Below are 26,486 nucleotides of genomic sequence, written 5' to 3'. Positions count from 1 at the left end.
ACAATAATGAACGATAGCGCAGCACCTCGACTGAGCACGTTGCAACCCGCCCGGCATCCCACCCCGAGCGTCAAAGCTCAACGCCTCACCCATCTTATCTTCGAACGACCGGACCTTGATGAAGCGGCGCACTTTCTGAGCGACTTCGGTCTGAGCGTCAGTCACCGGGACACGGATACGCTCTATCTCCGGGCTGCCGACCCCAGCCCCTACTGCTACCGTATTCATCGAGCGGCCCAAGCACGCTTTCTGGGCTACGGGCTGGAAGTCGGCCGTCTCGGCGATCTGGATCACCTGACCCAGCTCCAGGGTGCTTCAGCTATCGAGCGGATCGAACATCCGGGGGGCGGAAAACAGGTCCGGCTGCTCGACCCCTCCGGCTTCATCGTGGAAGCCATCTGCGGCCAGTCCTCAAGTGTTCCACTGCCGCACAGGGCCGCTCTTTCGCTCAATCTGGCGGATAAGCAGCCACGCATCAACAGAGCTCAACGCCCACCAATAACGCCCCCGGAAATATTGCGCCTGGGTCATGTCGTCATCGAAGTCGCCGATTATCAAGCCACCTGCGCCTGGTATACACAGCATTTCGGGCTGATCCCCAGCGATATACAGGTTCTCCCGGATGGCTCCCCCATCGTCACCTTCATGCGCCTGGATCGCGGTGAGATTCCAACAGATCACCATACCCTCGCCATTGCCCAGGGATTCACGGCGACCTACAGCCACAGCGCCTATGAAGTGGTCGATGCCGATGCACTGGGCATGGGACAGCGGGTCCTGCGGGAGCGAGGCTGGAAGCATTCGTGGGGGATCGGCCGGCACATTCTGGGGAGCCAGATCTTCGATTACTGGCAGGACCCATGGGCAGACAAACACGAGCACTACTGTGACGGCGACCTCTTCACTGCCACACAGCCCACCGGCATTCATCCGGTCAGCCGCGAGGCCATGGCGCAATGGGGGCAACGCATGCCCAAGAGCTTTACCCAGCCCAAGCTGACACTGGGCAATCTGCGAATGCTGATTCGCACTCTGCGACGCAGCCCGGACTTGACGCTACGCAAGCTTATGGCGCTGGCCCGCCTGTTCGGATAAGTCCGCCTGTTCAGTACCACCCGACAAGTGCGCTGCGTGTGGCGCCGACGCCCTGGTGCAGGCCGCTCGCACGCCGACAACATGCCCTGCATGGGCCCAATACAACAACTAAGCCTGGCAAAAGTCGGGCAAACAATGCTTCTGGAGTGCCTTCAATGTCCGTTGTCCATATTGTCCGCTTCGAATACCAGAACACCGTCCAATGGGGCGTCATACGCCAGAACCTTATTACACCGGTTCCCGGAGTCTTTGCCACGACCGGCGAGTTCATCCGCCAGAACACCATCGACGATTTGCTTCAACTGAAAGGCATCGAACTGGCCAAGAGCGACGTCAAGTTGCTGTCCCCGGTGACCCGTAATCAGCAGTTCCTTTGCCAGGGTGCCAACTACCGTCAGCACATGATCGAATCGGGCATGAACCCCGACGCAAAGCACTTCAACATGATGTTCACCAAGGCGACCAGTTGCCTGGTGGCGGCCGACAGCGACCTGATCAAGCCGCGCAATGTCCAGTTCCTGGACTACGAAATCGAGCTGGGCCTGGTGATGAAACGCGAGATCACCGGCCCTGTCTCTGTCACTGACGACAATCTGCATGAATTCATCGCCGGCGTCGTTATTGTCAACGACTACTCGGCTCGTGACATCCAGATTCCACAGATGCAGTTCTACAAAGGCAAGAGTTTCCGTACCTTTGGCCCGGTCGGCCCCCACCTCTGCCTGCTGGGGGCCGAGGACATGCATTATCTGAAGGCCCTGCAATTGCGCCTGACGGTCAACGGCCAGATGCGTCAAAACGACAGCACCGCCAACCTGGTCTACGGCCCCGCGCAAACCCTGACCGAGCTTTCGTCCGTACAAGATCTTGCCCCGGGAGACCTGATTGCCACCGGCACGCCGGCCGGCTGCGCCTTGAGCATCCCCTCCCCCGGCAAGCAGCGCATCGCCGCCCTGCTACCCGAAGCCAGCAAGTGGAAACTGTTCCTCAAGGCCCAGGAGAAACGCTCCCAGTATCTCAAGCCAGGCGACAAGGTCGAGGCGCATATTCGTAGCGCCGACGGCTTGATCGATCTGGGCATACAACGCAATCAGGTAGTAGGAGAAGTCTGATGAGCGTGCAGAGCCTGGTAGACATCAAGCACCTGGAACAACCCCCGCTTTCAGAGCGCAATCTGGCCGCCAGCACCTATGAAGCCTTGCGCCGTGCCGCCGTATGCAATCCTCAAGCGCTGGCGTTGAGCTTCTTCCCTGACGCCACTCACTTCACGCGTACCTTCGAATGGAATTATTCCCAACTCTTCGCGCAAATAACCCGCGCGGCGAATGCCTTCCACGACCTGGGCATCGTGCCGGGAGAAGTACTCGCCTTCGTCCTGCCCAATCTACCGGAGACCCATTTCACTATCTGGGGCGCCGAGGCAGCGGGCATCGTCATGGCAATCAACCCATTGCAGGAGGCGAAGCAGATTGCCAGCTTGCTGAACTCGGCCAAAGCCTCGGTAGTGGTGACACTGGCACCCACCCCAGATAACAATCTGTGGGCCAAGTTGGCTGATCAATTGAACGATCTGCCCGGAATCAGGCATATCATCTGGGTCAGCCTGGAACCCTATGTCAGCGAGCCTGAGCGCGACATGCTCAGAAGCTTGGCGCAGAGGGAGCGGGCCTTTCACGGTAATACCGTGATCCACGATCTGCGCGAGCTGATGGAAGCCCAGCCAGAAACTCACCTCAAGAGCGGCAGACACATCCGCCCTGAAGAGCGTTCTTCTTACTTCTGTACCGGCGGCACCACCGGGCTGCCCAAGATTGCCGCCCGCACCCATGGCTCGGAAGTATTCAACGCCTGGGCCATGGCCGCGCACTTACAACCTTGCCAGAGTGGCCAGGTGATCTTTTGCGGCCTGCCACTTTTTCATGTCAATGGACAACTGGTCACGGGACTGATGCCCTGGAGCCAGGGTGACCATGTCATCCTGGGCACGACCCAAGGCTACCGGGACCCTGGCGTTATCCCGAACTTCTGGGAAATGGTCGAGCACTTCGGCATCAACTTCTTTTCCGGCGTGCCCACCGTCTACGCGGCCCTGCTAAGAAACAATCCACGTGCCCATGATCTGTCCAGCCTTCGTTATGCGTTGTGTGGCGCCGCCCCCATGCCGGTGGATTTGTTGCGCGAGTTCGAAGAGCAGACCGGGGTACATATCCTTGAAGGCTATGGGCTCACGGAGGGCGCCTGCGTTTCTTCCGTCAATCCGCCCCATGGCGAGCGACGCACCGGCTCCATCGGGATACGCCTTGCTTACCAGGACATGCGCGCGGTGCTATTGAATGAGGCCGGGGAATACCTGCGCGATGCCAATGTCGACGAAACCGGGCTGATCACGATCAGCGGTCCCAATCTGTTCGACGGTTATCTGGAAGAGGGTCACAACCAGGGACTGTGGATCGATATCGACGGCCGACGCTGGCTCAATACCGGCGATCTGGGTCGCCAGGATGCACAGGGCTATTTCTGGCTGACCGGACGCAAAAAGGAATTGATCATTCGTGGCGGACACAATATCGACCCCAAGCAAATAGAGGAGGTATTGCAGGCCCACCCTGCTGTGGCATTGGTGGCCGCGATCGGCAGCCCTGATGCCTATTCAGGGGAAGTACCTGTCGCCTATGTCCAATTGAAGCCCGGCCAATTCTGCGGCGCCGAAGAGCTGCTGGCGTTCGCCAATCTCAGCATCAGCGAACGCGCAGCCATCCCCAAACGCATTGAAATACTCGAGGCGTTACCCCTGACTGCGGTCGGCAAGATATTCAAACCGGCCCTGCAGCAACGGGAAATCGCCAGCACGGTACAACTGGAGATTGAACACCTTGGACTCTCTGGCATTGCGGTCGACGTCGTACAAGAAAGTAACCGAGGACTTTTAGTTCGCATTCAATCCGGAGTTCACCAGAAAACCCTTGCCCCTCTCCTGGGGCGTTACAACTTTCAAGTTGACTGGGTTGACTGATAACGAGTGTATCTCAGCAACCCTGAATGGGAGTGACTTATCATTCGAAGGTCAACCTCAAAGGACAAGCCGAGGTTTCCGACGCCCCTGCCGTTCTACCCCTGAATGGAAAATATAACATCACGATCGCTCTTGATACGCCTGAGCCACTGGACACTTTGATCTATTGACTCAATGAATCGCTGCATTGACGCCCTGCTGATACTCCCGCGGCGTACAGCCGAACTCTCGACGGAACACCGTGTGCAGGTATTGCGCCGATTTGAAGCCGCAATTCTGCGCGATATCGGCAATCGCCGAATCCGTGTGTTCCAGTCCATTGGCCGCCGCCGCCAGTTTGAAGCGCAGGATCTCGTCGTGCACGCTGCAGCCGCGCACCGTCCGAAAGTGCGACTCCAGCGATGAGCGCGACACGCCCACGTACGCGGCCACCTGTGCGGTCTTGATGCCCTGGCAGGCGTATTGGCGGATAAAGAGCAGCGCCTGCATGACATAGGGATCGCCCAACGGTTGATGCAGACTCGAGGCCTGCACATTGATCGCATCCGGGGGGATCAGTATCTGCGTGCCCGTGGACGGCATGCCGTGCAGCATCTGGTGGAGCAGGTGCGCGGCGGTCCGGCCCATGGTCTCGGTGCCTTGGACCACTGAACTCAGCGGCACCCTGGTCAGGCTGCGGGTCAGCGGGTCGTTATCAATGCCGATCAAGGCCACCTGCTCCGGCACGGCGATCCCGGCGGTCAGGCAGGCTTGCAGCAACTGCCGGGCACGGGCGTCACTGACGGCGATGATGCCGATGGGTTTGGGCAGGCTTTGCAACCAGGCGATCTGCTGTTCGACGGCGCTGTCCCAGAGCGGCGCGCTGGTGCCCATGCCGCGATAGACCTCGACAGGCAAACCATCGCGTTTCAGCAGCCGACGAAAGGCTTTTTCCCGCTCCTGCGCCCAGCGATTGGCTTGCGCTTCAGGCAGGCTGAAGCAGGCAAAGCGGGTCAACCCGGCCTCGATCAGGTGCTCGTAGGCCAATTTCATCAGTGCGTCATTGTCGGTGGCGACATAGGGAATGCCCTTCGGATAGGCGCGCGCATCCTGATAGGACCCGCCCACCGCCACCACTGGCAACTTGATTCCGGCCAGCGCCTCGCCGATCAGCGGGTCGTCGAAGTCGGCAATGATCCCATCGCCCTGCCAGCGCTCGATCCCTTTCAACCGACAGAGAAAATCCTCCTCAAGGAACAGGTCCCAGGATGCACGGGTGCTGCTCAGGTAGTTGCCGATGCCACTGATAATGCCTCGATCGTAGATCTTGCTGCCGTTGAACAACAGCGCAATACGGTGGACGGGCGGGACGGTTTTCATTGTTTTGATCCTGGACCGGTCAACACAGACTAGGCGCGCAAACGACGAATCTCAAGACTCAAAATCGCACTGCGACTTGGTGATTTTCATAATTTTCAGCCACCGGGCCGTTGCTAGTATCGGGGTACAGCCAAGAACAACAAGGACATTCCAATGCCGTTCTTCCCCGTTGTCGACAAGATTCGCTACGAAGGCCCCAGCAGCGACTCACCCTTAGCCTTCCGCCACTACGACGCCGACAAGCTGGTCCTCGGCAAACCCATGCGCGAACACCTGCGCATGGCGGCCTGCTACTGGCACACCTTCGTCTGGCCAGGGGCGGACATGTTCGGTGCTGGCGCCTTCAAGCGTCCGTGGCAGCATGCCGGGGATCCGATGGAGCTGGCCATCGGCAAGGCCGAAGCGGCCTTCGAGTTCTTCTCCAAACTGGGCATCGACTACTACAGCTTCCACGACACCGATGTCGCCCCGGAAGGCAACTCGCTGAAGGAGTACCGCAATCACTTCGCGCAGATGATCGATCACCTGGAGCGCCATCAGGAACAAACCGGGATCAAGCTGCTGTGGGGCACCGCCAACTGCTTCAGCAACCCGCGCTTTGCCGCGGGCGCTGCCAGCAACCCCGACCCGGAAGTGTTCGCCTGCGCCGCCGCCCAGGTCTTCAGCGCCATGAACGCCACCCAAAGGCTCAAAGGGGCCAACTACGTACTGTGGGGCGGTCGCGAGGGTTACGAAACCCTGCTCAATACCGACCTGAAACGCGAACGTGAACAATTGGGGCGCTTTATGCGCATGGTGGTCGAGCACAAGCACAAGATCGGCTTCAAAGGCGACCTGCTGATCGAACCCAAGCCCCAGGAGCCGACCAAGCACCAATACGATTACGACAGCGCCACGGTCTTCGGCTTCCTGCACCAGTACGGGCTGGAAAACGAGATCAAGGTCAATATCGAGGCCAACCACGCGACCCTGGCCGGGCACAGCTTCCATCACGAGATCGCCACGGCCGTCTCATTGGGGATCTTCGGCAGCATCGACGCCAACCGCGGCGATCCGCAGAACGGCTGGGACACCGACCAGTTCCCCAACAGCGTCGAGGAGATGACCCTGGCCACCTATGAAATCCTCAAGGCCGGCGGGTTCACTAATGGCGGGTTCAACTTCGACTCCAAGGTCCGTCGCCAGAGCGTGGACGAGGTCGATCTGTTCCACGGCCACGTCGCGGCAATGGACGTCCTCGCCCTGGCCCTGGAGCGCGCGGCGGCCATGGTGCAGAACGACCGACTCCAGCAATTCAAGGATCAACGCTACGCCGGCTGGCAGCAGCCACTCGGCCAGGCGGTGCTGGCGGGTGAGTTCAGCCTCGAATCACTGGCCGAACATGCCTTCAGCCACGGGTTGAATCCGCAGGCCGTCAGCGGTCGACAGGAGATGCTCGAAGGCGTGGTGAACCGTTTCATCTACCCCTGAGGACGGGCGAACCCCGGCGTCGCGGTGACATTCTCACGACAAATCCATGCTCGCGGCGCCCTGCGACGCTCTACAGTTCCACCGGCAGCTTATTCATCGCCAGGCAGTGTCTTTCCAACAACAATAAAAGGACGCACCATCATGAACGCACTAAAACGCACTCTGCTCGCCAGCGCTCTGGCCCTGCTCTCGCTACCGGTCATGGCCGATGCCGCCCACCCGAAGATCGGTTTCTCCATCGATGACCTGCGTCTGGAACGCTGGTCGCGAGACCGTGATTACTTCGTCGCGGCGGCGGAAAAAATGGACGCCAAGGTCTTCGTACAGTCGGCCGATGCCAACGAGCAGAAGCAGATTTCGCAGATTGAAAACCTCATTTCCCGTGGTGTCGATGTGATCGTCATCGTGCCGTTCAACGCCACCGTGCTGACCAATGCCGTCGCCGAAGCCAAGAAGGCCGGGATCAAGGTGGTGTCCTATGACCGACTGATCCTCAACGCCGATATAGACGCCTATATCTCCTTCGATAACGAAAAGGTCGGCGAGATGCAGGCCAGCGGCGTGCTGAAAGCGGCGCCCAAGGGCAACTACTTTCTGCTCGGTGGCGCGCCCACGGACAACAACGCCAAGGTCCTGCGCGAAGGCCAGATGAAAGTGCTGCAACCGGCCATCGACAAGGGAGATATCAAGATTGTCGGCCAACAGTGGGTGAAGGAATGGAACCCCACCGAAGCCCTGAGCATTGTTGAAAATGCCCTGACCCGGAACAACAACAAGATCGATGGCATCGTCGCCTCCAACGACGCCACCGCCGGGGGTGCCATCCAGGCACTGGCCGCGCAGCAGATGGCCGGGAAAGTACCGATCTCGGGTCAGGACGCAGACCTGGCAGCGGTGAAACGGGTGATCGATGGCACCCAGACCATGACCGTCTACAAGCCGCTGAAACTGATCGCCTCGCAAGCAGCCAAGCTCTCGGTGCAACTGGCACGTAACGAGAAACCCAGCTACAGCTCGCAATCCGACAACGGCAGCAAGAAGGTCGACACCATCCTGCTCACTCCGATCCCCTTGACCAAAGACAATATCGACCTGCTGGAAAAAGACGGGTTTTATACCAAGGCGCAGATTGCCGGACAGTGACCCACCGAGCTGTACCCTGTGAGTACCTCGCTATGTCCGACTACCTGCTGCAAATGAATGGCATCGTCAAATCCTTTGGCGGTGTCAAAGCCCTGAATGGCATCGATATCAAGGTCAAGCCGGGGGAATGCGTGGGTCTGTGCGGCGAGAACGGCGCCGGCAAATCCACGCTGATGAAAGTCCTGTCGGCGGTCTACCCCCATGGCACCTGGGAAGGCGAAATTCTCTGGGACGGGCAGCCGCTCAAGGCGCAGTCCATCAGCGACACCGAAGCCGCCGGAATCGTCATCATTCACCAGGAGCTGACCCTGGTCCCCGACCTGTCGGTGGCCGAAAACATCTTTATGGGGCACGAGCTGACGCTGCCCGGCGGGCGCATGAACTACCCGGCGATGATCCACCGTGCCGAAGCCTTGATGCGTGAGCTCAAGGTGCCGGACATGAACGTCTCGCTACCGGTTTCACAGTATGGCGGTGGCTACCAGCAACTGGTGGAAATCGCCAAGGCGCTGAACAAGCAGGCGCGCCTGCTGATCCTCGACGAGCCTTCATCGGCCCTGACCCGCTCGGAAATCGAGGTGCTGCTGGATATCATTCGCGACCTCAAGGCCAAGGGCGTTGCCTGCGTCTATATCTCCCACAAGCTGGATGAAGTGGCCGCCGTGTGCGACACCATTTCGGTGATTCGCGATGGCAAGCACATCGCCACGACCGCCATGGCGAACCTGGACATCCCGACGATCATCACCCAGATGGTCGGACGGGAAATGAGCACGCTCTACCCCACCGAACCCCATGAGATCGGCGAGGTGATTTTCGAGGCGCGCCACATCACCTGCTACGACGTCGACAACCCCAGGCGCAAACGGGTCGACGATATTTCGTTTGTCCTCAAACGCGGGGAAATCCTCGGCATCGCCGGGCTGGTCGGCGCCGGTCGCACGGAACTGGTGTCGGCGCTGTTCGGCGCCTACCCCGGCCGCCATGAAGGTGAAGTCTGGCTGGACGGCCGGCCGATCGACACCCGCACGCCGCTCAAATCCATCCGCGCCGGCCTGTGCATGGTCCCTGAAGACCGCAAGCGCCAGGGCATCATTCCGGACCTGGGGGTCGGCCAGAACATCACCCTGGCCGTGCTGGGCAACTACTCGAGAATGACCCGTATCGACGCCGAAGCCGAACTGGGCAGCATCAACAAGGAAATCTCACGCCTGCACCTCAAGACCGCGAGCCCGTTCCTGCCGATCACCAGCCTCTCCGGCGGCAATCAACAGAAAGCCGTGCTGGCGAAGATGCTCCTGACCAACCCCCGCGTGCTGATTCTCGATGAACCCACCCGCGGGGTGGATGTCGGCGCCAAGTATGAGATCTACAAGCTGATGGGGGCGCTGGCGGCCGAAGGCGTGTCGATCATCATGGTGTCCTCGGAGCTGGCCGAAGTGCTGGGCGTTTCCGATCGCGTCCTGGTGATCGGCGAAGGCCAGCTGCGCGGCGACTTCATCAACCACGAACTCACCCAGGAACAGTTGCTCACCGCCGCCCTCAGCTCTCCCGATGACCATAACAATAATGATCGGAAAACCGCGTAGATGAATCAGCTCAAACAACTCTTCACCCGCTACAAAATGCTCGCGCTGGTGATCGCCGTGGCGATTATCTGGCTATTTTTCAGTTGGCAGACCGACGGTGGGTTTCTGACCCCGCGCAACCTCTCCAACCTGCTGCGGCAGATGTCCATCACCGGGATTCTCGCCTGCGGCATGGTGCTGGTGATCATCAGCGGCGAGATCGACTTGTCGGTGGGCTCATTGCTTGGCCTGCTGGGTGGCCTGGCGGCGATTCTCGACGTGGTCTATCACGTACCGCTGTTGGCGAACCTGGGCATTGTCGCCCTGTGCGGATGGATGATTGGCCTGGCAAACGGCTTTATGACCGCCTACCTGCGCATCCCGTCATTCATTGTGGGCCTGGGCGGCATGCTGGCGTTTCGCGGCATTCTGCTGGGGATTACCGGCGGCACCACCATCGCCCCGGTATCACCGTCGCTGGTCTATGTCGGCCAGGGTTATTTGCCACACACGGTCGGGACAGGCCTGGGCATACTGCTGCTCGCCCTGACACTTTTCCTGACCTGGAAACAACGCCGCAATCGGGCCCTCCATGGCCTGGCGGCACACTCACTGGTACGTGATGTCTTGCGCGTGGTGTTGATCGGCGCGGTGCTGGCCGGGTTCGTCCATACCCTGAACAGCTACGACGGGATCCCGGTGCCGGTGCTGCTTCTGCTGATGCTGCTGGGGGTGTTCAGCTACATCACCAGCCAGACCGTGTTCGGACGACGCATCTATTCGGTGGGCAGCAATATGGAAGCCACGCGCCTGTCCGGCATCAACGTGCAGGCCGTCAAGCTGTGGATCTTCGGCATCATGGGCCTGATGTGCGCCCTCGCCGGCGTGGTCAATACCGCGCGCCTGGCCGCGGGCTCACCCTCGGCCGGGACCATGGGCGAACTCGACGCCATTGCCGCCTGCTTCATCGGCGGCACCTCCATGCGCGGTGGCTCGGGCACCGTTTACGGCGCCCTCCTCGGCGCGCTGGTCATCACCAGCCTGGACAACGGCATGTCCATGCTCGATGTCGACAGCTACTGGCAGATGATTGTCAAAGGCAGCATCCTGGTGCTGGCCGTATGGGTGGATGTGAGCACCCGGAACGGGCGACGCTGAGTGCAGAGCCGCTTGCCGATTACCGTGATCAACCAGGCCGGGCCTGCTCATGGCCTCCTCACATCAGGCCGGCTCTGACAAGGGCGTTGGTGATCCATGATTGCTCGATCGCCTGGGTCGCGATCTCTGCCTTCACCCGCTCTTCGTGTGCTTCGTGTTCACGGGCTTTCGCCAACACGCCCTCGGCGTCCTCTTGAGAGAACGCCACCACCCCATCTTCGTCACCGACAACGATGTCTCCCGGATGGATGATCATCCCGCCGATAGATACGGGTACATTGATCTCACCCGGCCCCGTCTTGTAAGGGCCGCAGTGCACGACGGTCCTGGCGTAGCACGGGGTACTCTCAAAACACGCCACATCACGAATGGCGCCGTCGATGACAAAGCCGATGCAACCCCGTTGCAGGGCATACAACTTGATCAACTCGCCGATCACCGCGTTGTTGGTATCGCCTTGCCCATCCACCACCAGCACGTGACCGGACTTCAACATCATCAGTGCTTTGTAGATGTAGAGGTTGTCGCCTGGACGGGTCTTGACCGTCAGTGCGGTACCGACGAGCTTGCCTGTGCGGTTGTAGCGCGTCAGGCCACGGGCACCGATATGGCGCCCCATGTTGTCGCTGATATGAGGTGTCACGACAGAGGCAAATGCTTTGATCAAGGCATCAGAAGCAAGCACAGGCGATGGTTCGATACGGGTGCCTGGAAGTAACATGATATCTCCCGGTGTTATTAGGTGTGCTTTCACGAAGACTTGATCTTAGGGAGAATCAAAAAATACTTTTAGCGATATTTATCTATGTTTTAGCATCTCTTTTAGTAATCATATTTGCGCCGCACCGCAGCCCACGCCTCCAGGATGAGCCCTATGCCCTCCCCCTTGCACCGCTGTCTTTCACTCCAGGATTTCGAGCCCCTGGCGCGACGCCTGTTGCCCGCTCCCCTCTTCGCCTATGTATCAGGCGCTGTTGAAGACGAACTCTCGGCCATCGCAAACCGGGCATCATTCCTGGACTACAGCTTCCTGACAAACGTGCTGGTGGACGTGGCGCACGTCGATACGTCGGTGAGGTTGCTTGGCGAAACCTATTCATCTCCGATCGGCATTGCGCCCATGGGTATCTCCGCGCTGACCAGCTACCGCGGCGATATCGTGCTGGCCCGCGCGGCGGCCCAGGCGAAGGTACCGTGCATCATGAGTGGCTCTTCATTGATCCGCCTGGAAGAGGTGATGGAGCAAGCGCCGGGTACCTGGTTCCAGGCCTATCTCCCGGGAGAGGGGAAACAGATCAATGCCCTGATTGATCGCGTTGCCGCAGCCCCTGTTGAAACCCTGGTGCTGACGGTCGATACGCCGGTAGCCGCCAACCGGGAAAACAACATCAGAGCGGGCTTTTCGACACCACTGCGTCCGAGCCTGGGATTGGCCGTCCAAGGGCTTCTGCATCCCCGATGGTTGCTCGGAACATTTTTGCGGACCTTGATCGTTCACGGGATGCCGCACTTCGAGAACAATTACGCGACTCGCGGCGCACCTATCCTCTCAAGAAATGTACTGCGGGACTTTTCGGACCGAGGCCATCTCACCTGGGAGCATGTCATCGACATTCGTCGCCGCTGGAAGGGCAAGTTGATCATCAAGGGCATCCTGAACCCACGGGATGCGGTGAGGGCCCAACACATCGGTGCCGATGCGGTGATTGTGTCGAATCACGGCGGGCGGCAACTGGATGGGAGCGTCGCCCCCCTGAAAATCCTGCCGCGTATCGTCGAGGCGGTACCGGATATGACGGTGATGCTCGACAGCGGCGTGCGCCGGGGCACCGATGCCATGAAAGCCATGGCGCTGGGGGCCAAGGCGGTCTTTATCGGGCGGCCGTTCAACTACGCCGCGACCGTGGCCGGCGAAGCAGGCGTGCGGCATGCACTCAAACTCATCGGCGCTGAGCTCAAGCGCGACCTGGGTCTGCTCGGTGTCGCCAGGCCCGAAGACCTGGGTGTCGAGAACCTGTTTTCCTCAACCGGGCCTGAGCAATGATCACGTTCAAGCAACTGGAAGCGATCTACTGGATTGTGGAACTGGGCAGCTTCGAATCCGCCGCCATGAAACTGAACATGTCCCAGTCAGCCGTCTCCAAGCGTATCCAGGAACTGGAAGACGCCTTTGACATGCCCATTTTCGATCGATCCAAACGCAGCGCGCGCCTGACGGAAAAAGGTACGGAGTTGTTCGAACAGGCCTCGGAGATCTTGCGCCAACGCGATTACCTGCTTGAGCGCATCAGTTCCAAGGAGGTGCTGGTCCGGCGCTTTCGCATCGGCGTCACCGAACTGACCGCGATGACCTGGCTACCGGTGCTGATCGAGGGCATCCGCAGCGCTTATCCCAAAGTGGTACTGGAACCTTCGATCGAACTCAGCACCGAGTTGGTGGCGAAATTGGAGAACGATCAGCTCGACCTGATCATCGTGCCCGACATTTTTGCCGACGCCCGTTTCGTCAGCACCCCGCTGAGTTCGGTGGAGAACGCCTGGATGTGCGCGCCTTCATTGCATCAGGGCAACGGGATAATGAACATGCAGGCCATCTCCTCGTACACCGTGCTGACCCAGGGAGGTGGCTCCGGCACCGGGTTGATCTATGAGCGCTGGCTCGCCCAGAACGATGTCCGGGTCAACCGCACGATCAAAAGCAACTACCTGATCGCCCAACTGGGGCTGACGCTCTCCGGTATCGGCATCAGCTACCTGCCTCGCCAGTGCCTTGCGCCGCTGGTGGAACAGGGCCGGTTGCAGATCATCGAAACCGAACCTGCGCTGCCTCCCATCCACTACATCGCCGTGCACCGTGCCGATCGCCTTCAGGGCCTCAGCGTCGAGGTGGCGCGCCTGGCGGCTCAGTGCTGTGACTTCAGCCGCATGGTGTTGTAGCTCGTCGCCCCTACGATATAGCCCAATCCAAGCTGAATATTCATTTTAAGTATTACAAATCAATTTTATAGTGCGTTTAAATCTATTCAGTCTTTTTAAACAACTGCCTGAGTAATCGCCTTTGAAAAAAACAGTCTTTCTACCGCTGGGTCTCGCTCTGCTTGCGAACTGCTCACTGGCACTGGCCGGCTCCACCCTTGATCGAGTGACAAAAAAAGGCGAGCTCGTCGGTGTCTTGATGGAAAGCTACCCGCCCTTCTCCTTTCTCAACGATCAAAACCAGCTGGATGGTTTTGACGTCGATGTCGCCAAGGCCGTGGCACAGCGTCTTGGGGTGAAGCTGCATCTGGAAACCCCTTCATGGGATGTGATCGCGGCAGGCCACTGGAGCGGACGCTATGACATATGCGTCTGCTCGATGACCCCGAGCAAGGCACGCGCTGAAGTATTTGATTTCCCGGTGGAGTATTACCAGTCGCCGGCGGTCATTGTGGTGAACACCAAGAACAATGACATCGTCTCGGGCAAGGACCTCTCGGGCAAGAAAGTCGGCGTGATCAGCGCCTCGACCTACGAGGCCTACCTGAACAAGGATCTGGTGATCGAGGGTGCCGAGGACAAACCCCTGAAGTACCCATTCGATCAGGTCCAGGTCGCGCCCTACGACAATGAAACGGTGGCCTTCCAGGACCTCGCCCTGGGAACCGGCGTGCGTCTTGACGCCATGGTCACCAACCTCATCACCGCCCGCGAACGGATTGCCCAGGACCCTCGTTTCAAGATTGCCGGTGACACCTTGTATGCGGAACCCAACGTCGTGGCCGTCGAAAAAGGCGATGCGCAATGGAATGCCAAGGTCACTCAGATCGTTGCCCAGCTTAAAGCCGACGGGACACTCAGCAAGATTTCGCAGAAGTGGATCGGTGCCGATATCAGCCAATGACAGCCTTTGAGCCAACCCCCACGCCCGTGACTTCGGCAACCGACAGCAAGCCGCGCCGCTGGCACCCTCTATTGAGTTTCCGGGCCCGGCTGTATCTGACCTGGGCGGTCATGCTCGGACTGTGCGTGCTGTTTTTCATGAGCTTCGATCTGAAGTTCTCGATCATTCTGGATAAATGGCCGAACCTGGTCGGCCTGCGCCTGGGACCGAACGGCTTTCTGCAGGGGGCGGCACTGACGTTGTTCCTGTGCTTCTGTTCGATCTGGCTGTCGCTGCTGCTGGGCTTCGTGACGGCCTTGGCACGCTTGTCATCCAGCGCGGTAGCCTTCGGCGTGGCCAGTTTCTACGCCTCGTTTTTCCGCGGTACGCCCCTGCTGATCCAGATACTGCTGATCTACCTGGGCCTGCCGCAACTGGGTGTGGTGCCCGGGGCGATCAGCGCGGGCATCATTGCGCTTTCGCTGAACTACGGCGCCTACCTCAGCGAGATCTTTCGCGCGGGCATCATGGCCGTGGCACCCGGTCAGCGGGAAGCGGCAGCCGCCCTCGGCCTGCGCCCCACAGCGACCTTCCTGCACATCGTCCTGCCGCAAGCGATGCGCACGATCATTCCGCCGACCACCAGCCAGTTCATTTCCATGCTCAAGGACTCCTCGCTGATCTCGGTCATGGGCGTCTGGGAAGTGATGTTCCTGGCGCAGTCGTATGGCCGCTCCTCCTATCGCTATATCGAAATGCTCACCACCGCCGCAGTCATCTATTGGCTGCTCTCCATCGGCCTGGAGCTGATACAGGTACGCCTAGAGCGCCATTACGGCAAAGGGTTCAAGAACCAGCGGTGAGTCCACCCCTTCAACGACTTTTTCAGGAACGAAGATGTCCGATCCAAAACCTCTATTGTTTGCCCTCTACGAACAAGCCAGTGTCGGCTGCGGCGGTGCGCCAAGTCTCTGGACGCACCCGGCCGACGAACGCCTGGCCATCAACTCCCTGGGCTACTGGACAAACCTGGCGCGCATTGCCGACCAGGCCAACCTCGACATGCTGTTCTTCGGCGATGTGCTGGGCTTCTACGACGTCTTTGGCGGCAACGCCGATGCCGCGATGAAATGGGCCGTGGAGGCGCCGGCCAACGATCCGCTGATGATCATTCCGGCCCTGGCAGCGGTCACCGAGCATCTGGCCTTCGGTGTCACGGTCACCACCAGCTACGAACACCCCTTCACTCATGCCCGGCGCTTCAGCACCCTGGATCACCTGACCAACGGCCGCGTGGGCTGGAACATCGTGACCTCCTATCTCTCCAGTGCCGCGCGTAATTTCGGCCTGGAACAGATGATCAAACACGATGACCGCTATGAACGCGCCGAAGAGTTTCTCGATGTGGCGTACAAACTCTGGGAAGGCAGCTGGGCCGACGATGCCGTGGTGGCCGACAAGGCTCGCCAAGTGTATGCACGGGGTGACCGGGTACGGCCGATCAATCACGTGGGCGAGCATTATCGAGTGGCCGGACCGCATCTGACCTCGCCGTCGCCACAGCGCACACCGCTGCTGATCCAGGCCGGCTGGTCGGGTCGGGGTCGTGAATTCGCGGCCAAGCATGCCGAGCTGATTTTCATCGCCAAATCCAACCCCCATGAAATTCGTCAGGGGCTGGAAGACATCTGGGCCAAGGCCCAGGCACGCGGCCGTAAGCGTGAGGATGTGAAGTCCCTGACCGTGCTGCGGATTGTCACCGCCAAAAGCGAGATTGAAGCCCAGCGCAAATATGATGTTTTGCAAAGCAACTACCATCTTCAGGCGCAACTGGTCAGCTATGCCGGCGACACCGGTATCGATATCAGCCGCTATGCCGACAGTGATGCACTGTCGACCCATACCGAAGGCTTGACGTCCTACGTCATGCACCCCGATGGCAGTGGCAAACCTTTGACGGCAGGCGACGTAAAACAGCGCTTTGCCAAGGTCACCCGCGGCAGCGACCTGATCCTGGTCGGCACCCCGCAACAGGTCGTCGACCGGATCGAGGAGCATGCACGTATCTCCGGCACCAGCGGCTACATGATCAATCCGTTGATCAGTCCCGGCTCGCTTGAAGACTTCGTGGAGTTGATCATTCCTGAATTGCAAAAGCGCGGCCTCTACAGAACCCAGCCCCATAGCGGAACCTTCCGGTCCAGGCTGAGGGAAGATGGCAGCAACCATTTACCCGACTCGGCCTACGGAGCATCATTTCGTTTCGGCAGGAAGCTCTAGGGCATAGGAAGGTACGACTCATGGCTCGCGACCCCGGACTCGAAGAACTGATGCGTGACCAACTTCCCATCGTGGAAGGATTGTCGGAAAAAGCCATGTTCGGGGGGCTGGCCTGGTTGATGAACGGCCATAGACCTCGGCCATCACACAGGCAGTAGCTACATTTTTGAGGTCTGGCCTGCCGAACGAGAACAACCTTGAGCGGTTAGCAAAATCATCCGCGCCCGACGAACGTCGCGCGGACTGATCTTATGCGCCGACTCAGTTCAATTTGTTCGTCTTCCCTGAGCACGATGCCCTGAGAGCTCATGTGATCACTAGTCATCCCAACATCGAAAAAGCGACTACTAGTATTTTCTTTACAATTTGTGGATCCTCACCACGAGAGATCTGTGACGAAGCATTACTTAACTGTGCATCGATATAGGCAGATGCAAACTCTGATGACATGTCTGCAGAAAACTCACATTTGGCCTTTGAACGTTCCACCCATTTCCAGTAAGCAGTTAATGCTTGCGCCTGAATGAAATCAATTTGTGCTCGTGCTGCTTCACCCAAGTGCGTGCGTGATTCGCGCATTTTTATCAAAAGGCATCCCTTTGGGATCTCTTGACTATCACTAACCGAGGTGGCAAATGACACTAAGTTGTCAAGCGCCTCTCGAAACGGCATTTCTGTATTTAACATCTGCCGCACAGGATCTAGCACCTGCTCCTGATATTTAAGAATAACAGCTTTCATCAAGCCATCTTCATTCCAAAATTCACGATAAAGACCTGGCTTCGATATATCACATCTTCTGCAAATTTCATTAAGGGATAAGTTGCCTATGCCCTCTTTCCAATAGGCATCCATTGCCACATCCAAAACGTGATCACGGTCCAGGGTCTTAGGTCGTCCCCTTGAAGGCTTTGTTGGATTTGAGCTCATTTCGTACCACCTGGTATTTTAACTTGACATGCGATGCCCTGCCACCTTATTGTACCAGCCGGTATTTAATTGACAAGCCACCAGGAAAGAAAATATGAGTGACGCACAAAAAAACGTAATCATCACAGGTAGCAGCAGTGGATTTGGCCTAAAAGCAGTGAAAGATTTTGCAGATAAGGGCTACCGAGTGTTCGCCACCATGCGTGGCACAGAAGGCAAGAACGCCGCAGTCAAGACCGAGCTGGAAGCGTATAGCAAGCTCATCCATGTTGTAGATATGGATGTCACCAGCGACGAATCCGTCAAAACAGCCATTGAAAGTTTGCTGGCTAAAGCGGGCAAGATTGATATTTTGATTAACAATGCAGGCGTAATGTACCTTGGCATTACGGAGGCATTTAGTATTGCCCAAGCCAGGGAACAGATGGAAACCAACTACTATGGCGCTATGCGCATTATACAGGCTGTCTTGCCCGCTATGCGGGAAGCCAAGTCCGGTCTGATCATTAACACCTCATCAATGGTCGGCCAGATTTCGGCGCCGTATTTCTCTACATACGCCGCCACCAAGCATGCTTTGGAAGGCTACGTCCAAGGCTTACGTTACGAAGTGGCGCCCTTCGGCATTGATATTGCCATCGTGCAACCAGGCCCGTTCCCTACAGGTCTAAGTGCAGGAGGGCAAGAGCCTTCCCGTATTGACGTGCTGGACAGCTATGGTGAATTAGCAAAGATACCTGCCGCTATGTTCGCAGAGTTCGCGAAATTTATGCAGTCTGACCAAGCACCAGATCCACAGTTGGTCGTAGATACTTATTTAGCGCTAGCAGATATGCCTGCTGGCAAACGCCCTACACGCACAGCGGTCGGCATGGTTTGGGGTGTTGATGAAATTAACGCTGCCAAGCAACCCATTCAAGACCGTGTTTTAAAAGAAATGCAACTAGAAAATATTTTAGGCGGTGCTGACGTCTAATCTCCAGTATCAGGGCAAGCTGTTTCTTGCCCTGTATCAGCCATATTACAATCGCATTCTTCCTCGGGAGGCGTTCAGTAGCAGTTCTAAGGCAAGATGACTCGGCAATGGCAAACCTATAGAGAGCTCGTAAAGAGCAAGGTTGGACAAGGTCGCTGGCATCCATTTCGCCTTATGGGATTAGCCGTTCAGCCATAAGACAGACCTAGAACCGAGTCCGTGGTCAAACCCGCGACCACAGACTCGTTGTCAGATTGCGGCCCTCTGCACGCACCTCTCCGCGATTGGTTTGCCAGATCCCTCACGGGCAAATGCGGAGAAAAAGCGCAGGTCTTCCCAATCAAGCAAATTGAACCCCAGGCAGAGGCATGGGGGGACCGACGCACGAGGATAGCGATCAAAAGTTCGCCGGTGTGTTGGCGCTGATGATCTCGGCTTCATCCTGGCCGATATTGCGAAAACTATGGGGTAGCGTCGTCGGAAAGTAATACCCGTCCCCGGCCGTCAGTACGCTGATCTTGCCGTCCACCGTCAGCTCAATCGTGCCGCGCGTGACCAACCCGCACTCCTCGCCGATGGCATGCACGATCGGCTCTGCCCCTGAGCCTGCCCCCGGGGCGTACTGCTCGCGCAACATGCGCATTTGCCGACCAGGCACCTGGGCACCGACCAGCAGCAACCTGAGTCCGTCACGGCCCAGATCAGGTTGTTCGTTGGCGCGGAAGATATAGCGCTGCTCCTCCACGGGCTGATCGAAGGAGAAGAAGTCCGCCAAGGTCATGGGAAACCCCTCGAGGAGTTTTTTCAGCGAACTGACCGAGGGGCTCACGCGATTTAATTCGATCAACGAAATCGTTCCATTGGCCAGGCCACTGCGCCTGGCCAGCTCCCGCTGGGATATCTTGTAACTTTCTCGCACAAGCTTGAGTCGTGAACCGGTATCCATGACAGCCCTATTCAGAACCTGAGGGTTGCGAGGGGCGGCCTGCTGGTGTCGTACGAAAATATTTCCGCGCCCCCAAATTGTCGCCTGATTAGACCATGTTTGCAGGCGCGGAACCTAGCCGCCCGAGTCATGTCATGGTTCGACGAGCGGCATATGCAGACGCTACAGCCCGGCGCTTTCGTCAGGATTGTTGGGGTTTGCTCTCTTCCTGCCACAATAAGTCGGTGTCTTTGAACCTGTAGCGCTGGACAGGCACACGCGTACAGATCCGGTCCTTCTGCAACGGATCACTCAGGTCCACGAGTTTGGGTGTTATATGGACATTCAAGACCGGCACATAGAACAGCTTCACCTTGGGGGTCAAGAGCGAATGACTGTTCTGTTCAACAACGACGCCAATGCGGCCACTTTTCAGTTGAACAAGCGACCCCACGGGATAAATACCCACGCACTTCAAGAAAGCTCGAAATACTTCATCGTCAAAGTGCCCTTCCCACGATGACATTTTCTGGACCGCAACGGCTGGATCCCAGCCCTCGTTATAAGCACGATCGGAGGTGATTGCGTCATAGACATCACAAACAGCGGCCATCCGGGAAAAGAGGCTGATCTGCTCACCGGCCAATTGATGCGGGTAGCCCTGGCCATCGAATCTTTCGTGATGGTGCAGGCATACATCCACAACCATTTCGCACACCTGCGAGGTGGCCGACAGTGTTTTTTCTCCTTCCAGAGGGTGGGTACGAACCAACTGCAATTCCTCGTCGGTCAATCGCCCGGGTTTGTTGAGGACGGCGCCAGGGATAGCCATTTTTCCAATATCGTGCAACAGGCCGGCGAGCCCCACTCTGCGGATCAATGCTTCAGGCAGGCCCAGTTGATTGCCCAAGGCGATCATCAGGGCGCAGACGGCAACCGAATGCATATAGGTGTAATCATCGAGACTTTTCAGACGAGCCAGGCTGATAAACGCGTCGGGGTGGCGTGAAATCGAACTGGAAATGTCATCGACAAGTGCACCGATGCTTTCCAGTTCCAGGGCACGGCCCATGCGCGCGTGTCTGAACATCTCAACCACGGCGGCGCGGGATTTTGCGCAGAGGCTCCTGGCGGCAACCAGCTCGTCGTTCATCGCTATTCGCGGGGGCTGCGGGGAACTGGAAGCGTCATGGGGAGAGGCTGAGGCTGATAAAACGCTGCTGTCTGGCGTTTCACTGGCGCACCCCATCACGCAATCAACTTCCAACTCGGAGTGAGTGGGTCGATCCCTCCAAAAAGGCCTTGCCTCGCTGTCGGGCGCCGCCTGACAGAACTCATGACATTTCAACATGACCTGCCCTCGTTGAATTTTATTCTATGGCACTTCTAACAGTGTCAAAGCCGGGGTAGGTCATGCCTTTTCGCCCACCGCCGCTCTCTCGGTCGGGGCATCTCCTTGTCGGCGTACCGACATCTCGACTGCCTGGGAAAGATACTGGCCCAACAATGGCACCCTCACCATCGGTGAATCCCTATTCCGGGATAGGAACAACGGAAACAGGGTAGGAAAATCCCTACGCCACCGTGAAAATCCGCTTATCGACAAGCTGTAAATCATTATCGAATGTATACAGATGGGGGACACCGGTCGCCAACTCGTAGTCGATTATCTGTTCCGGCGTCATTTTCTCGATGTGCATGATGATGGAACGCAGGGAGTTTCCGTGGGCGGCGATCAACACGCTCTCACCGTTCTGCAGATGCGGGACAATTCGCGCCTGATAGTAAGGCAGGGTTCTGGCCGCGGTCATTTGCAGACTCTCGCCATTGGGAGGCGGAATATCGTAGCTGCGGCGCCACAGGTGCACCTGTTCCGCGCCGTAATGCTGGCTGGCCCAGTCTTTTTGCAGGCCTTGCAGATCGCCGTAGTAACGCTCGTTGAGCTTTTCCGAGACGTGGATTTTCAGTTCGTTAGCATCGCCGTCGGTCGGCATGAAATGCTCATACCACTCACTGCTCTGTTCATGCACCCGCACATATTGATCGCAATGGCGATTCTGCCTGAGGATCTCATACAGGCTGTCCTGTGCCCGCAACAGGGTGGAGGTAAAGGCCACATCAAAATGCTCCTCCCTCAGCAACGCCCCCGCCCGTTGCGCCTCAAGCACGCCCTGCTGGCTGAGCGAAACATCCACCCAACCGGTAAACCGGTCTTGCAGGTTCCAGATCGACTGGCCATGCCTGACCAGGAACAACCGGCTCACGATGCTTGCCTTTGCGATTTGCCCACATAGGCCCCGATGCCCGCGTCGATGGCGACCAGTGCCGTGTCAGCTTGCTCGATCAGGGGCTGATCGAGCACCGCCTGATGGCCCGTGCCCTGCCCCGTAAACGTTGGCATGTTCATCTCAATGTCTCTCCACTTGATGTAGTCCGGCTGTATCAACCCCACCCGTGATCATGGACTCCAGATTGAGAAGATAGCCTAGCAGCACGTACAGGATACCCCCGCGTCGATGCCAAATTACTGAAGTGTTGTGCTGCCAATCTATTGATCCGCAAACGCGGCGACACCACGCACGCGCAAGACACGACATCGGGATCGACCTCAACAAGGCATTGTTGATTTAGCTCAATGATTTTCCGGTGCTCAGGCGTAGAAAAGATTGACGGGTTCTCGCGACCCTCCCCCGTGCATCAGCCAGAGGACACCCTCATGAGCGATTTGAGTCTGCGCAATACCATAATGGAAGAGCTTGAGTTCCACCCCGAAATCGACGCCGCCAATATTGGCGTGGCGGTGGACAACGGTGTTGTCACGCTCTCCGGTCATGTCAAAAGCTACGCTCAGAAAGTCAGCGCCGAACAGACGGTCAAAAGCGTCAGGGGCGTTCGCGCGGTGGCGGAAGAAATACAGGTACGGCTGGCCAAAGGCGCCGGCATGGACGACGACACCATCGCCAACCGCGCCTTGAATATCATCACCTGGAGCTCCGATATTGCCGAAGACGCCGTCAAGGTCATTGTGCAGAAAGGCTGGATCACCCTGGAAGGCGAAGTGGACTGGCAGTATCAGAAAGAAACCGCTGAACGGGCCGTGCGCAAGCTGTCCGGTGTGCTGGGTGTGAACAACCAGATCACCCTGCGCGCGCGGGTGGACGTCGTCGATATCCAGCAACGCATCGAAGAAGCCCTCAAGCGCAATGCCGAGCTCGATGCCAAGGGCATTCACGTCGAGGTCGATGGCGATGTCGTGAAGCTCGAAGGCAAGGTTCATCTATGGCGTGAACGCCAGTTGGCCGCCCGGGCAGCCTGGTCGGTGCCCGGCGTGAGAAAAGTACAGGATCACTTGCTGATTGCCTGATTCAATCGCCCGGAGGACAGCCATGCCGGATGCAGTCGTTCACTTGAGCCGTATCAGCATCGAGTTCAGCCAGGAATGTGGCGTCCCGGTGGTTGGATGCTTATGGGCAACCCCATGAACAACATGGCCGGCTTCTCGAACATGGGGGTCATCGTGTCAGTACGGGGCAGCGTCGTCGATATTCACTTCGATTCCCTGCTTCCGCCGATACACTCGCTGTTGCATGCCGGAGTGGACGGCAAGGTTTTTATTGAAGTCTTTGCCCAGCTCGATGCACAACGGGTGCGTGGCATCGCCCTGACCCCCACCCAGGGACTCGCCCGGGGTATGCCGGTCGCGGATAGTGGCGGGCCGCTATTGGCCCCCATTGGCAAGGAAATCCTGTCACGGATGTTCGATGTCTTCGGCAACGCCATCGACCGGCTGCCGGCACCCGAGGTGGATTGGCGCAGCGTGCATTGCCCACCGCCTCCGCTCGCGCACCGTACGACCCAATCCGAAGTGTTCGAGACCGGCGTGAAAATCATTGACGTCCTGATGCCACTGGAACGTGGCGGCAAGGCCGGGTTGTTTGGCGGTGCGGGAGTCGGCAAGACAGTGCTGCTGACCGAGATGATCCACAATATGGTCGGCCAGCACGAAGGGGTCAGCATCTTCTGTGGCATTGGCGAGCGCTGTCGCGAGGGCGAAGAGCTTTATCGCGACATGAAGTCGGCCGGCGTGCTCGACAACATGGTGATGGTGTTCGGCCAGATGAACGAGCCACCAGGTGCCCGCTTCCGGGTCGGCCATGTGGCGCTGACCATGGCCGAGTATTTCCGCGACGATGAACACCGTGACGTGCTGTTGCTGGTCGACAACATCTTCCGCTTCATTCAAGCCGGCATGGAAATCTCCGGGCTGATGGGGCAGATGCCCGCCCGCCTGGGCTATCAGCCGACCCTGGGGACCGAGCTGGCCCAACTGCAAGACCGTATCGCCAATACCGACTCCGGTGCCATCACCTCGATCCAGGCGGTGTACGTCCCGGCGGACGACTTCACCGATCCGGCCGCGATGCACACCTTCTCGCACCTGTCGGCGTCCATCGTGCTTTCGCGCAAACGGGCCAGCGAGGGGCTCTATCCCGCCATAGATCCACTACAGTCAAACTCGAAGATGGCGACGCCCGGGGTTATCGGCACGCGACATTACGCACTGGCCCAGGAGATCCGCCGTACGCTGGCGCAATACGCCGATCTCAAGGACATCATCGCCATGCTCGGCCTCGAACAATTGTCGAGCGAAGACCGCAATGTGGTGGCGCGTGCACGCCGGCTGGAGCGTTTTCTCACCCAGCCGTTTTTCACCACGGAACAGTTCACCGGCATGCAGGGCAAACTGGTCAGCCTCAAGGACGCCCTTGACGGCTGCGAGCGTATTCTGCGGGACGAGTTCAAGGATGTGCCGGAGGCGGCGTTGTACATGATTGGCCGTATCGACGAAGCCATGGACAAGCACGTCCCGGAGGTGGGAAATGCCGTCAACCCGCATGCATCTTAAGATTCTGCTGCCCTTCAAGGTCTTCGCCGAGGAGCACGAGGTCCTGCGCATCGTTGCCGAATCACTCAGTGGCGCCTTTGGCCTGCTGCCCAACCGGCTCGACTGCGCCGCGGCCCTGGTGCCGGGCATCCTGACCTATGAAACGAGGGAGGGAGGCGAAGTCTGCCTGGCGGTCGACGAAGGCGTGCTGGTTAAAACCGGTGGCGAAGTCCTGGTGTGCGTGCGCGATGCGATCGGCAATATGGACCTTGCGCAGCTGCGCCAGGTGATCGAACGGGAGTTCCTCAGCCGGCACGAGCAAGAGCAAAGCGTTCGTTCGGCCTTGGCTAAACTGGAAAGCAGCTTCATTCGCCGCTTCGCCGCCCTGCATCATGAGTGACGACGAGAAAAAGCCGACACCCGGCGAAAAGGCCTTCAGCCAGCAAGTCGGCAGCAAGGCGGCCCGCAAACTCAAGGCTCAACGCCATAGGACGCGGACCGTCTGGTCAGGCCTGGGGATGATGGGGCTGATCGGCTGGTCGGTGGTGATTCCCACCCTGCTCGGCGCGGCCGCCGGCCTGTGGCTGGATGGGCGCTACCCGGGCGGGCGCTCATGGACGCTGGCACTCATGGCCGCCGGCCTGGTGCTGGGCTGTTTCAATGCCTGGCATTGGGTCGCCAAGGAAGAGCGCGAAATACACGAACAGGAGACCGATGACGATGAATGAACTAAACCTCTTGGCGCCCCTGCTGGCCGGTGTGGTGCTGGGTGTCGTGTTTTTTGGCGGCCTGTGGTGGACGGTTCGGCGGGCGATGGCGTCGCCGTGGGTCGGGCTGTGGTTTTTTGCCAGCCTGCTGGTGCGTACAACCATCGTGCTGGTGGGCCTCTACCTGGCCTGCGGCGACACCTGGCAACGCTGGCTGGCCGCCTTGTCCGGCTTTGTCGTGGCACGCCTGCTCATTATGCGGCTCTCGCGCCCGGCAGTGGTGAACCTGGAGGGTGACCATGCACCTTAGTCCGGACGACATCGTGCTGTGGCAATACGGCCTGTTCAAGATCAACGCGACCATCGCCTTCACCTGGGGCCTGATGCTGGTGCTGACACTGGGTTCCCATCTGATCACCCGACGTCTGGCGACAGGGCTGGAGCGCAGCCGCTGGCAGAACCTGCTGGAAATTGTCGTGACCGGCATCGTCACGCAGATCGGCGAAGTCGGCCTGGTCCAACCGCGCAAATACCTGGGGTTTCTCGGCACCCTGTTCCTTTTCGTGGGAACGGCCAGCCTCTTCACCATCGTGCCCGGCTACGAGCCACCAACCGGCTCCCTGTCGACCACCGCGGCACTGGCTATTTGCGTGTTTATCGCCGTGCCGTTGTTCGGTATCGCCGAAAGCGGCGTGGCTGAATACCTGAACGCCTACCTGAAACCGACGGTGATCATGCTGCCGTTCAATATCGTCAGCGAATTGTCGCGCACCCTGGCACTGGCGGCCCGGCTGTTCGGCAACATGATGAGCGGCACGATGATCCTGGCCATCCTGCTGACCATCACCCCCTTCATCTTTCCCGTGCTCCTGAGTGCCCTGGGACTCTTGACCGGCATGGTCCAGGCCTACATTTTCAGCATCCTGGCGGCGGTCTACATCGCCGCGGCAACCCGCTCGCGCAAATCACCCAGAACCCCTGAACCTGCCTCAACCACATGCCCCCCCCCCCCCCCCCCCCCCCCCACCCCCCCCCCCCCCCCCCCCCACCCCCCCCCCCCCCCCCCCCCCACCCCCCCCCCCCCCCCCCCCCCCCCCCCCTCCCCCCCCCCCCCCCCT

Annotated in this window: 26 protein-coding genes and 1 pseudogene; 19 read left to right on the top strand and 8 right to left on the bottom strand. The window is 58.8% G+C overall.

The features are described from left to right. Window positions 1-6 precede the first annotated feature (6 nt). The 3 genes from M5B42_RS10495 (at window position 7) to M5B42_RS10485 (ending at window position 4,108) form a co-directional block, all read left to right on the top strand. Window positions 7-1,095: a VOC family protein gene (locus M5B42_RS10495; protein WP_248745748.1), complete on the top strand. Its 1,089-nt coding sequence runs from the start codon at window positions 7-9 to the stop codon at window positions 1,093-1,095. Window positions 1,096-1,250: 155 nt separating this feature from the next. Then, on the top strand, window positions 1,251-2,207 hold the full coding sequence (locus M5B42_RS10490) for a fumarylacetoacetate hydrolase family protein (protein WP_103495596.1): 957 nt from the start codon (window positions 1,251-1,253) through the stop codon (window positions 2,205-2,207). Next, window positions 2,207-4,108, top strand: a complete 1,902-nt coding sequence (locus M5B42_RS10485) for an acyl-CoA synthetase (protein ID WP_248745747.1) — start codon at window positions 2,207-2,209, stop codon at window positions 4,106-4,108. The genes M5B42_RS10490 and M5B42_RS10485 overlap by 1 nt, the downstream gene beginning before the upstream one ends. A gap of 171 nt (window positions 4,109-4,279) precedes the next feature. Here M5B42_RS10485 and M5B42_RS10480 read toward each other — a convergent pair whose 3' ends face one another. Continuing rightward, window positions 4,280-5,467: a XylR family transcriptional regulator gene (locus M5B42_RS10480; RefSeq protein ID WP_103495593.1), complete on the bottom strand. Its 1,188-nt coding sequence runs from the start codon at window positions 5,465-5,467 to the stop codon at window positions 4,280-4,282. A gap of 153 nt (window positions 5,468-5,620) precedes the next feature. Between M5B42_RS10480 and xylA the strand changes: the two genes are divergently transcribed. From xylA to M5B42_RS10460, 4 genes are all read left to right on the top strand, one after another. Beyond that, window positions 5,621-6,937 (top strand): xylose isomerase, encoded by a 1,317-nt coding sequence (gene xylA, locus M5B42_RS10475; RefSeq protein ID WP_248745746.1) that lies wholly within the window; start codon window positions 5,621-5,623, stop codon window positions 6,935-6,937. A 141-nt stretch (window positions 6,938-7,078) separates the two neighbouring features. After that, a complete protein-coding gene (xylF, locus tag M5B42_RS10470; protein WP_248745745.1) occupies window positions 7,079-8,080 on the top strand; it encodes a D-xylose ABC transporter substrate-binding protein in 1,002 nt (333 codons plus the stop codon). Between the two features lie 32 nt (window positions 8,081-8,112). Beyond that, the gene (gene xylG / locus M5B42_RS10465; protein WP_103495590.1) at window positions 8,113-9,669 is read left to right on the top strand and encodes a D-xylose ABC transporter ATP-binding protein; all 1,557 of its coding nucleotides are present in this window, start codon (window positions 8,113-8,115) and stop codon (window positions 9,667-9,669) included. After that, entirely contained in the window at window positions 9,670-10,806 is a 1,137-nt protein-coding gene (locus tag M5B42_RS10460) for a sugar ABC transporter permease (protein WP_248745744.1), read from the top strand. Window positions 10,807-10,864: 58 nt separating this feature from the next. Here the strand turns inward: M5B42_RS10460 and M5B42_RS10455 are convergent, their stop codons facing one another. Further along, complete coding sequence (locus tag M5B42_RS10455) at window positions 10,865-11,527, bottom strand: RraA family protein (protein ID WP_248745743.1); 663 nt, start codon at window positions 11,525-11,527, stop codon at window positions 10,865-10,867. Between the two features lie 153 nt (window positions 11,528-11,680). Here M5B42_RS10455 and M5B42_RS10450 point away from each other — a divergent pair, with 153 nt between their 5' ends. The 5 genes from M5B42_RS10450 (at window position 11,681) to M5B42_RS10430 (ending at window position 16,945) form a co-directional block, all read left to right on the top strand. After that, entirely contained in the window at window positions 11,681-12,850 is a 1,170-nt protein-coding gene (locus M5B42_RS10450) for an alpha-hydroxy acid oxidase (protein WP_248745742.1), read from the top strand. Beyond that, window positions 12,847-13,743, top strand: coding sequence for a LysR family transcriptional regulator (locus M5B42_RS10445; protein ID WP_248745741.1), 897 nt, complete (start codon window positions 12,847-12,849; stop codon window positions 13,741-13,743). The genes M5B42_RS10450 and M5B42_RS10445 overlap by 4 nt, the downstream gene beginning before the upstream one ends. Before the next feature lie 238 nt (window positions 13,744-13,981). Further along, window positions 13,982-14,686 (top strand): transporter substrate-binding domain-containing protein, encoded by a 705-nt coding sequence (locus M5B42_RS10440; protein WP_248745740.1) that lies wholly within the window; start codon window positions 13,982-13,984, stop codon window positions 14,684-14,686. After that, the gene (locus M5B42_RS10435) at window positions 14,683-15,528 is read left to right on the top strand and encodes an amino acid ABC transporter permease (RefSeq protein WP_103498184.1); all 846 of its coding nucleotides are present in this window, start codon (window positions 14,683-14,685) and stop codon (window positions 15,526-15,528) included. Before M5B42_RS10440 ends, M5B42_RS10435 begins: the two co-directional genes overlap by 4 nt. 34 nt (window positions 15,529-15,562) lie before the next feature. Next, entirely contained in the window at window positions 15,563-16,945 is a 1,383-nt protein-coding gene (locus M5B42_RS10430; RefSeq protein WP_103498183.1) for an LLM class flavin-dependent oxidoreductase, read from the top strand. A gap of 182 nt (window positions 16,946-17,127) precedes the next feature. On the opposite strand, the pseudogene M5B42_RS10425 reads toward M5B42_RS10430, so the two are convergent. Both M5B42_RS10425 and M5B42_RS10420 read right to left on the bottom strand, forming a co-directional pair. Continuing rightward, window positions 17,128-17,255, bottom strand: a pseudogene (locus tag M5B42_RS10425) (IS630 family transposase); the annotation flags it as partial. A gap of 11 nt (window positions 17,256-17,266) precedes the next feature. Further along, complete coding sequence (locus tag M5B42_RS10420) at window positions 17,267-17,875, bottom strand: TetR/AcrR family transcriptional regulator (protein ID WP_248745739.1); 609 nt, start codon at window positions 17,873-17,875, stop codon at window positions 17,267-17,269. Between the two features lie 94 nt (window positions 17,876-17,969). Here M5B42_RS10420 and M5B42_RS10415 point away from each other — a divergent pair, with 94 nt between their 5' ends. Further along, window positions 17,970-18,851, top strand: a complete 882-nt coding sequence (locus M5B42_RS10415; protein ID WP_177098632.1) for an SDR family oxidoreductase — start codon at window positions 17,970-17,972, stop codon at window positions 18,849-18,851. 397 nt (window positions 18,852-19,248) lie between these two features. Here M5B42_RS10415 and M5B42_RS10410 read toward each other — a convergent pair whose 3' ends face one another. The 4 genes from M5B42_RS10410 to M5B42_RS10395 all read right to left on the bottom strand — a co-directional run bounded on the left by M5B42_RS10410 (window position 19,249) and on the right by M5B42_RS10395 (window position 22,183). After that, window positions 19,249-19,797, bottom strand: coding sequence for a cupin domain-containing protein (locus M5B42_RS10410; RefSeq protein ID WP_103498179.1), 549 nt, complete (start codon window positions 19,795-19,797; stop codon window positions 19,249-19,251). A gap of 181 nt (window positions 19,798-19,978) precedes the next feature. Next, complete coding sequence (locus tag M5B42_RS10405) at window positions 19,979-21,127, bottom strand: HD-GYP domain-containing protein (RefSeq protein ID WP_103498178.1); 1,149 nt, start codon at window positions 21,125-21,127, stop codon at window positions 19,979-19,981. 223 nt (window positions 21,128-21,350) lie between these two features. After that, entirely contained in the window at window positions 21,351-22,040 is a 690-nt protein-coding gene (locus tag M5B42_RS10400; RefSeq protein ID WP_248745738.1) for a 2,3-bisphosphoglycerate-dependent phosphoglycerate mutase, read from the bottom strand. Next, complete coding sequence (locus tag M5B42_RS10395) at window positions 22,037-22,183, bottom strand: hypothetical protein (RefSeq protein WP_248745737.1); 147 nt, start codon at window positions 22,181-22,183, stop codon at window positions 22,037-22,039. The genes M5B42_RS10400 and M5B42_RS10395 overlap by 4 nt, the downstream gene beginning before the upstream one ends. A 309-nt stretch (window positions 22,184-22,492) precedes the next feature. On the opposite strand from M5B42_RS10395, the gene M5B42_RS10390 reads away from it, so the two are divergent. The 6 genes from M5B42_RS10390 to M5B42_RS10365 form a co-directional block, all read left to right on the top strand. Further along, window positions 22,493-23,140, top strand: coding sequence for a BON domain-containing protein (locus tag M5B42_RS10390; RefSeq protein WP_103498175.1), 648 nt, complete (start codon window positions 22,493-22,495; stop codon window positions 23,138-23,140). A gap of 114 nt (window positions 23,141-23,254) precedes the next feature. Continuing rightward, window positions 23,255-24,682 carry a F0F1 ATP synthase subunit beta gene (gene atpD / locus M5B42_RS10385; protein ID WP_248745736.1) on the top strand — a complete coding sequence of 476 codons (1,428 nt, stop codon included), beginning with the start codon at window positions 23,255-23,257 and terminating at the stop codon, window positions 24,680-24,682. Beyond that, window positions 24,672-25,061 (top strand): F0F1 ATP synthase subunit epsilon, encoded by a 390-nt coding sequence (locus M5B42_RS10380; protein ID WP_152740889.1) that lies wholly within the window; start codon window positions 24,672-24,674, stop codon window positions 25,059-25,061. Before atpD ends, M5B42_RS10380 begins: the two co-directional genes overlap by 11 nt. Beyond that, a complete protein-coding gene (locus tag M5B42_RS10375; protein ID WP_103498173.1) occupies window positions 25,054-25,389 on the top strand; it encodes an AtpZ/AtpI family protein in 336 nt (111 codons plus the stop codon). Before M5B42_RS10380 ends, M5B42_RS10375 begins: the two co-directional genes overlap by 8 nt. Further along, window positions 25,382-25,678 carry an ATP synthase subunit I gene (locus M5B42_RS10370; protein ID WP_152740783.1) on the top strand — a complete coding sequence of 99 codons (297 nt, stop codon included), beginning with the start codon at window positions 25,382-25,384 and terminating at the stop codon, window positions 25,676-25,678. Before M5B42_RS10375 ends, M5B42_RS10370 begins: the two co-directional genes overlap by 8 nt. Next, window positions 25,668-26,486, top strand: an 819-nt coding sequence (locus M5B42_RS10365; protein WP_248745735.1) for a F0F1 ATP synthase subunit A, incomplete at its 3' end; no start/stop codon positions are given. The genes M5B42_RS10370 and M5B42_RS10365, both read left to right, overlap by 11 nt.

Origin of the sequence: Pseudomonas sp. MWU12-2037 (assembly GCF_023242345.1) — a bacterium.
Classification (GTDB): domain Bacteria; phylum Pseudomonadota; class Gammaproteobacteria; order Pseudomonadales; family Pseudomonadaceae; genus Aquipseudomonas; species Aquipseudomonas gingeri_D.
Note: the sequence above shows the minus strand (reverse complement) of the source record. Positions and strands in the feature narration are given on the sequence as shown.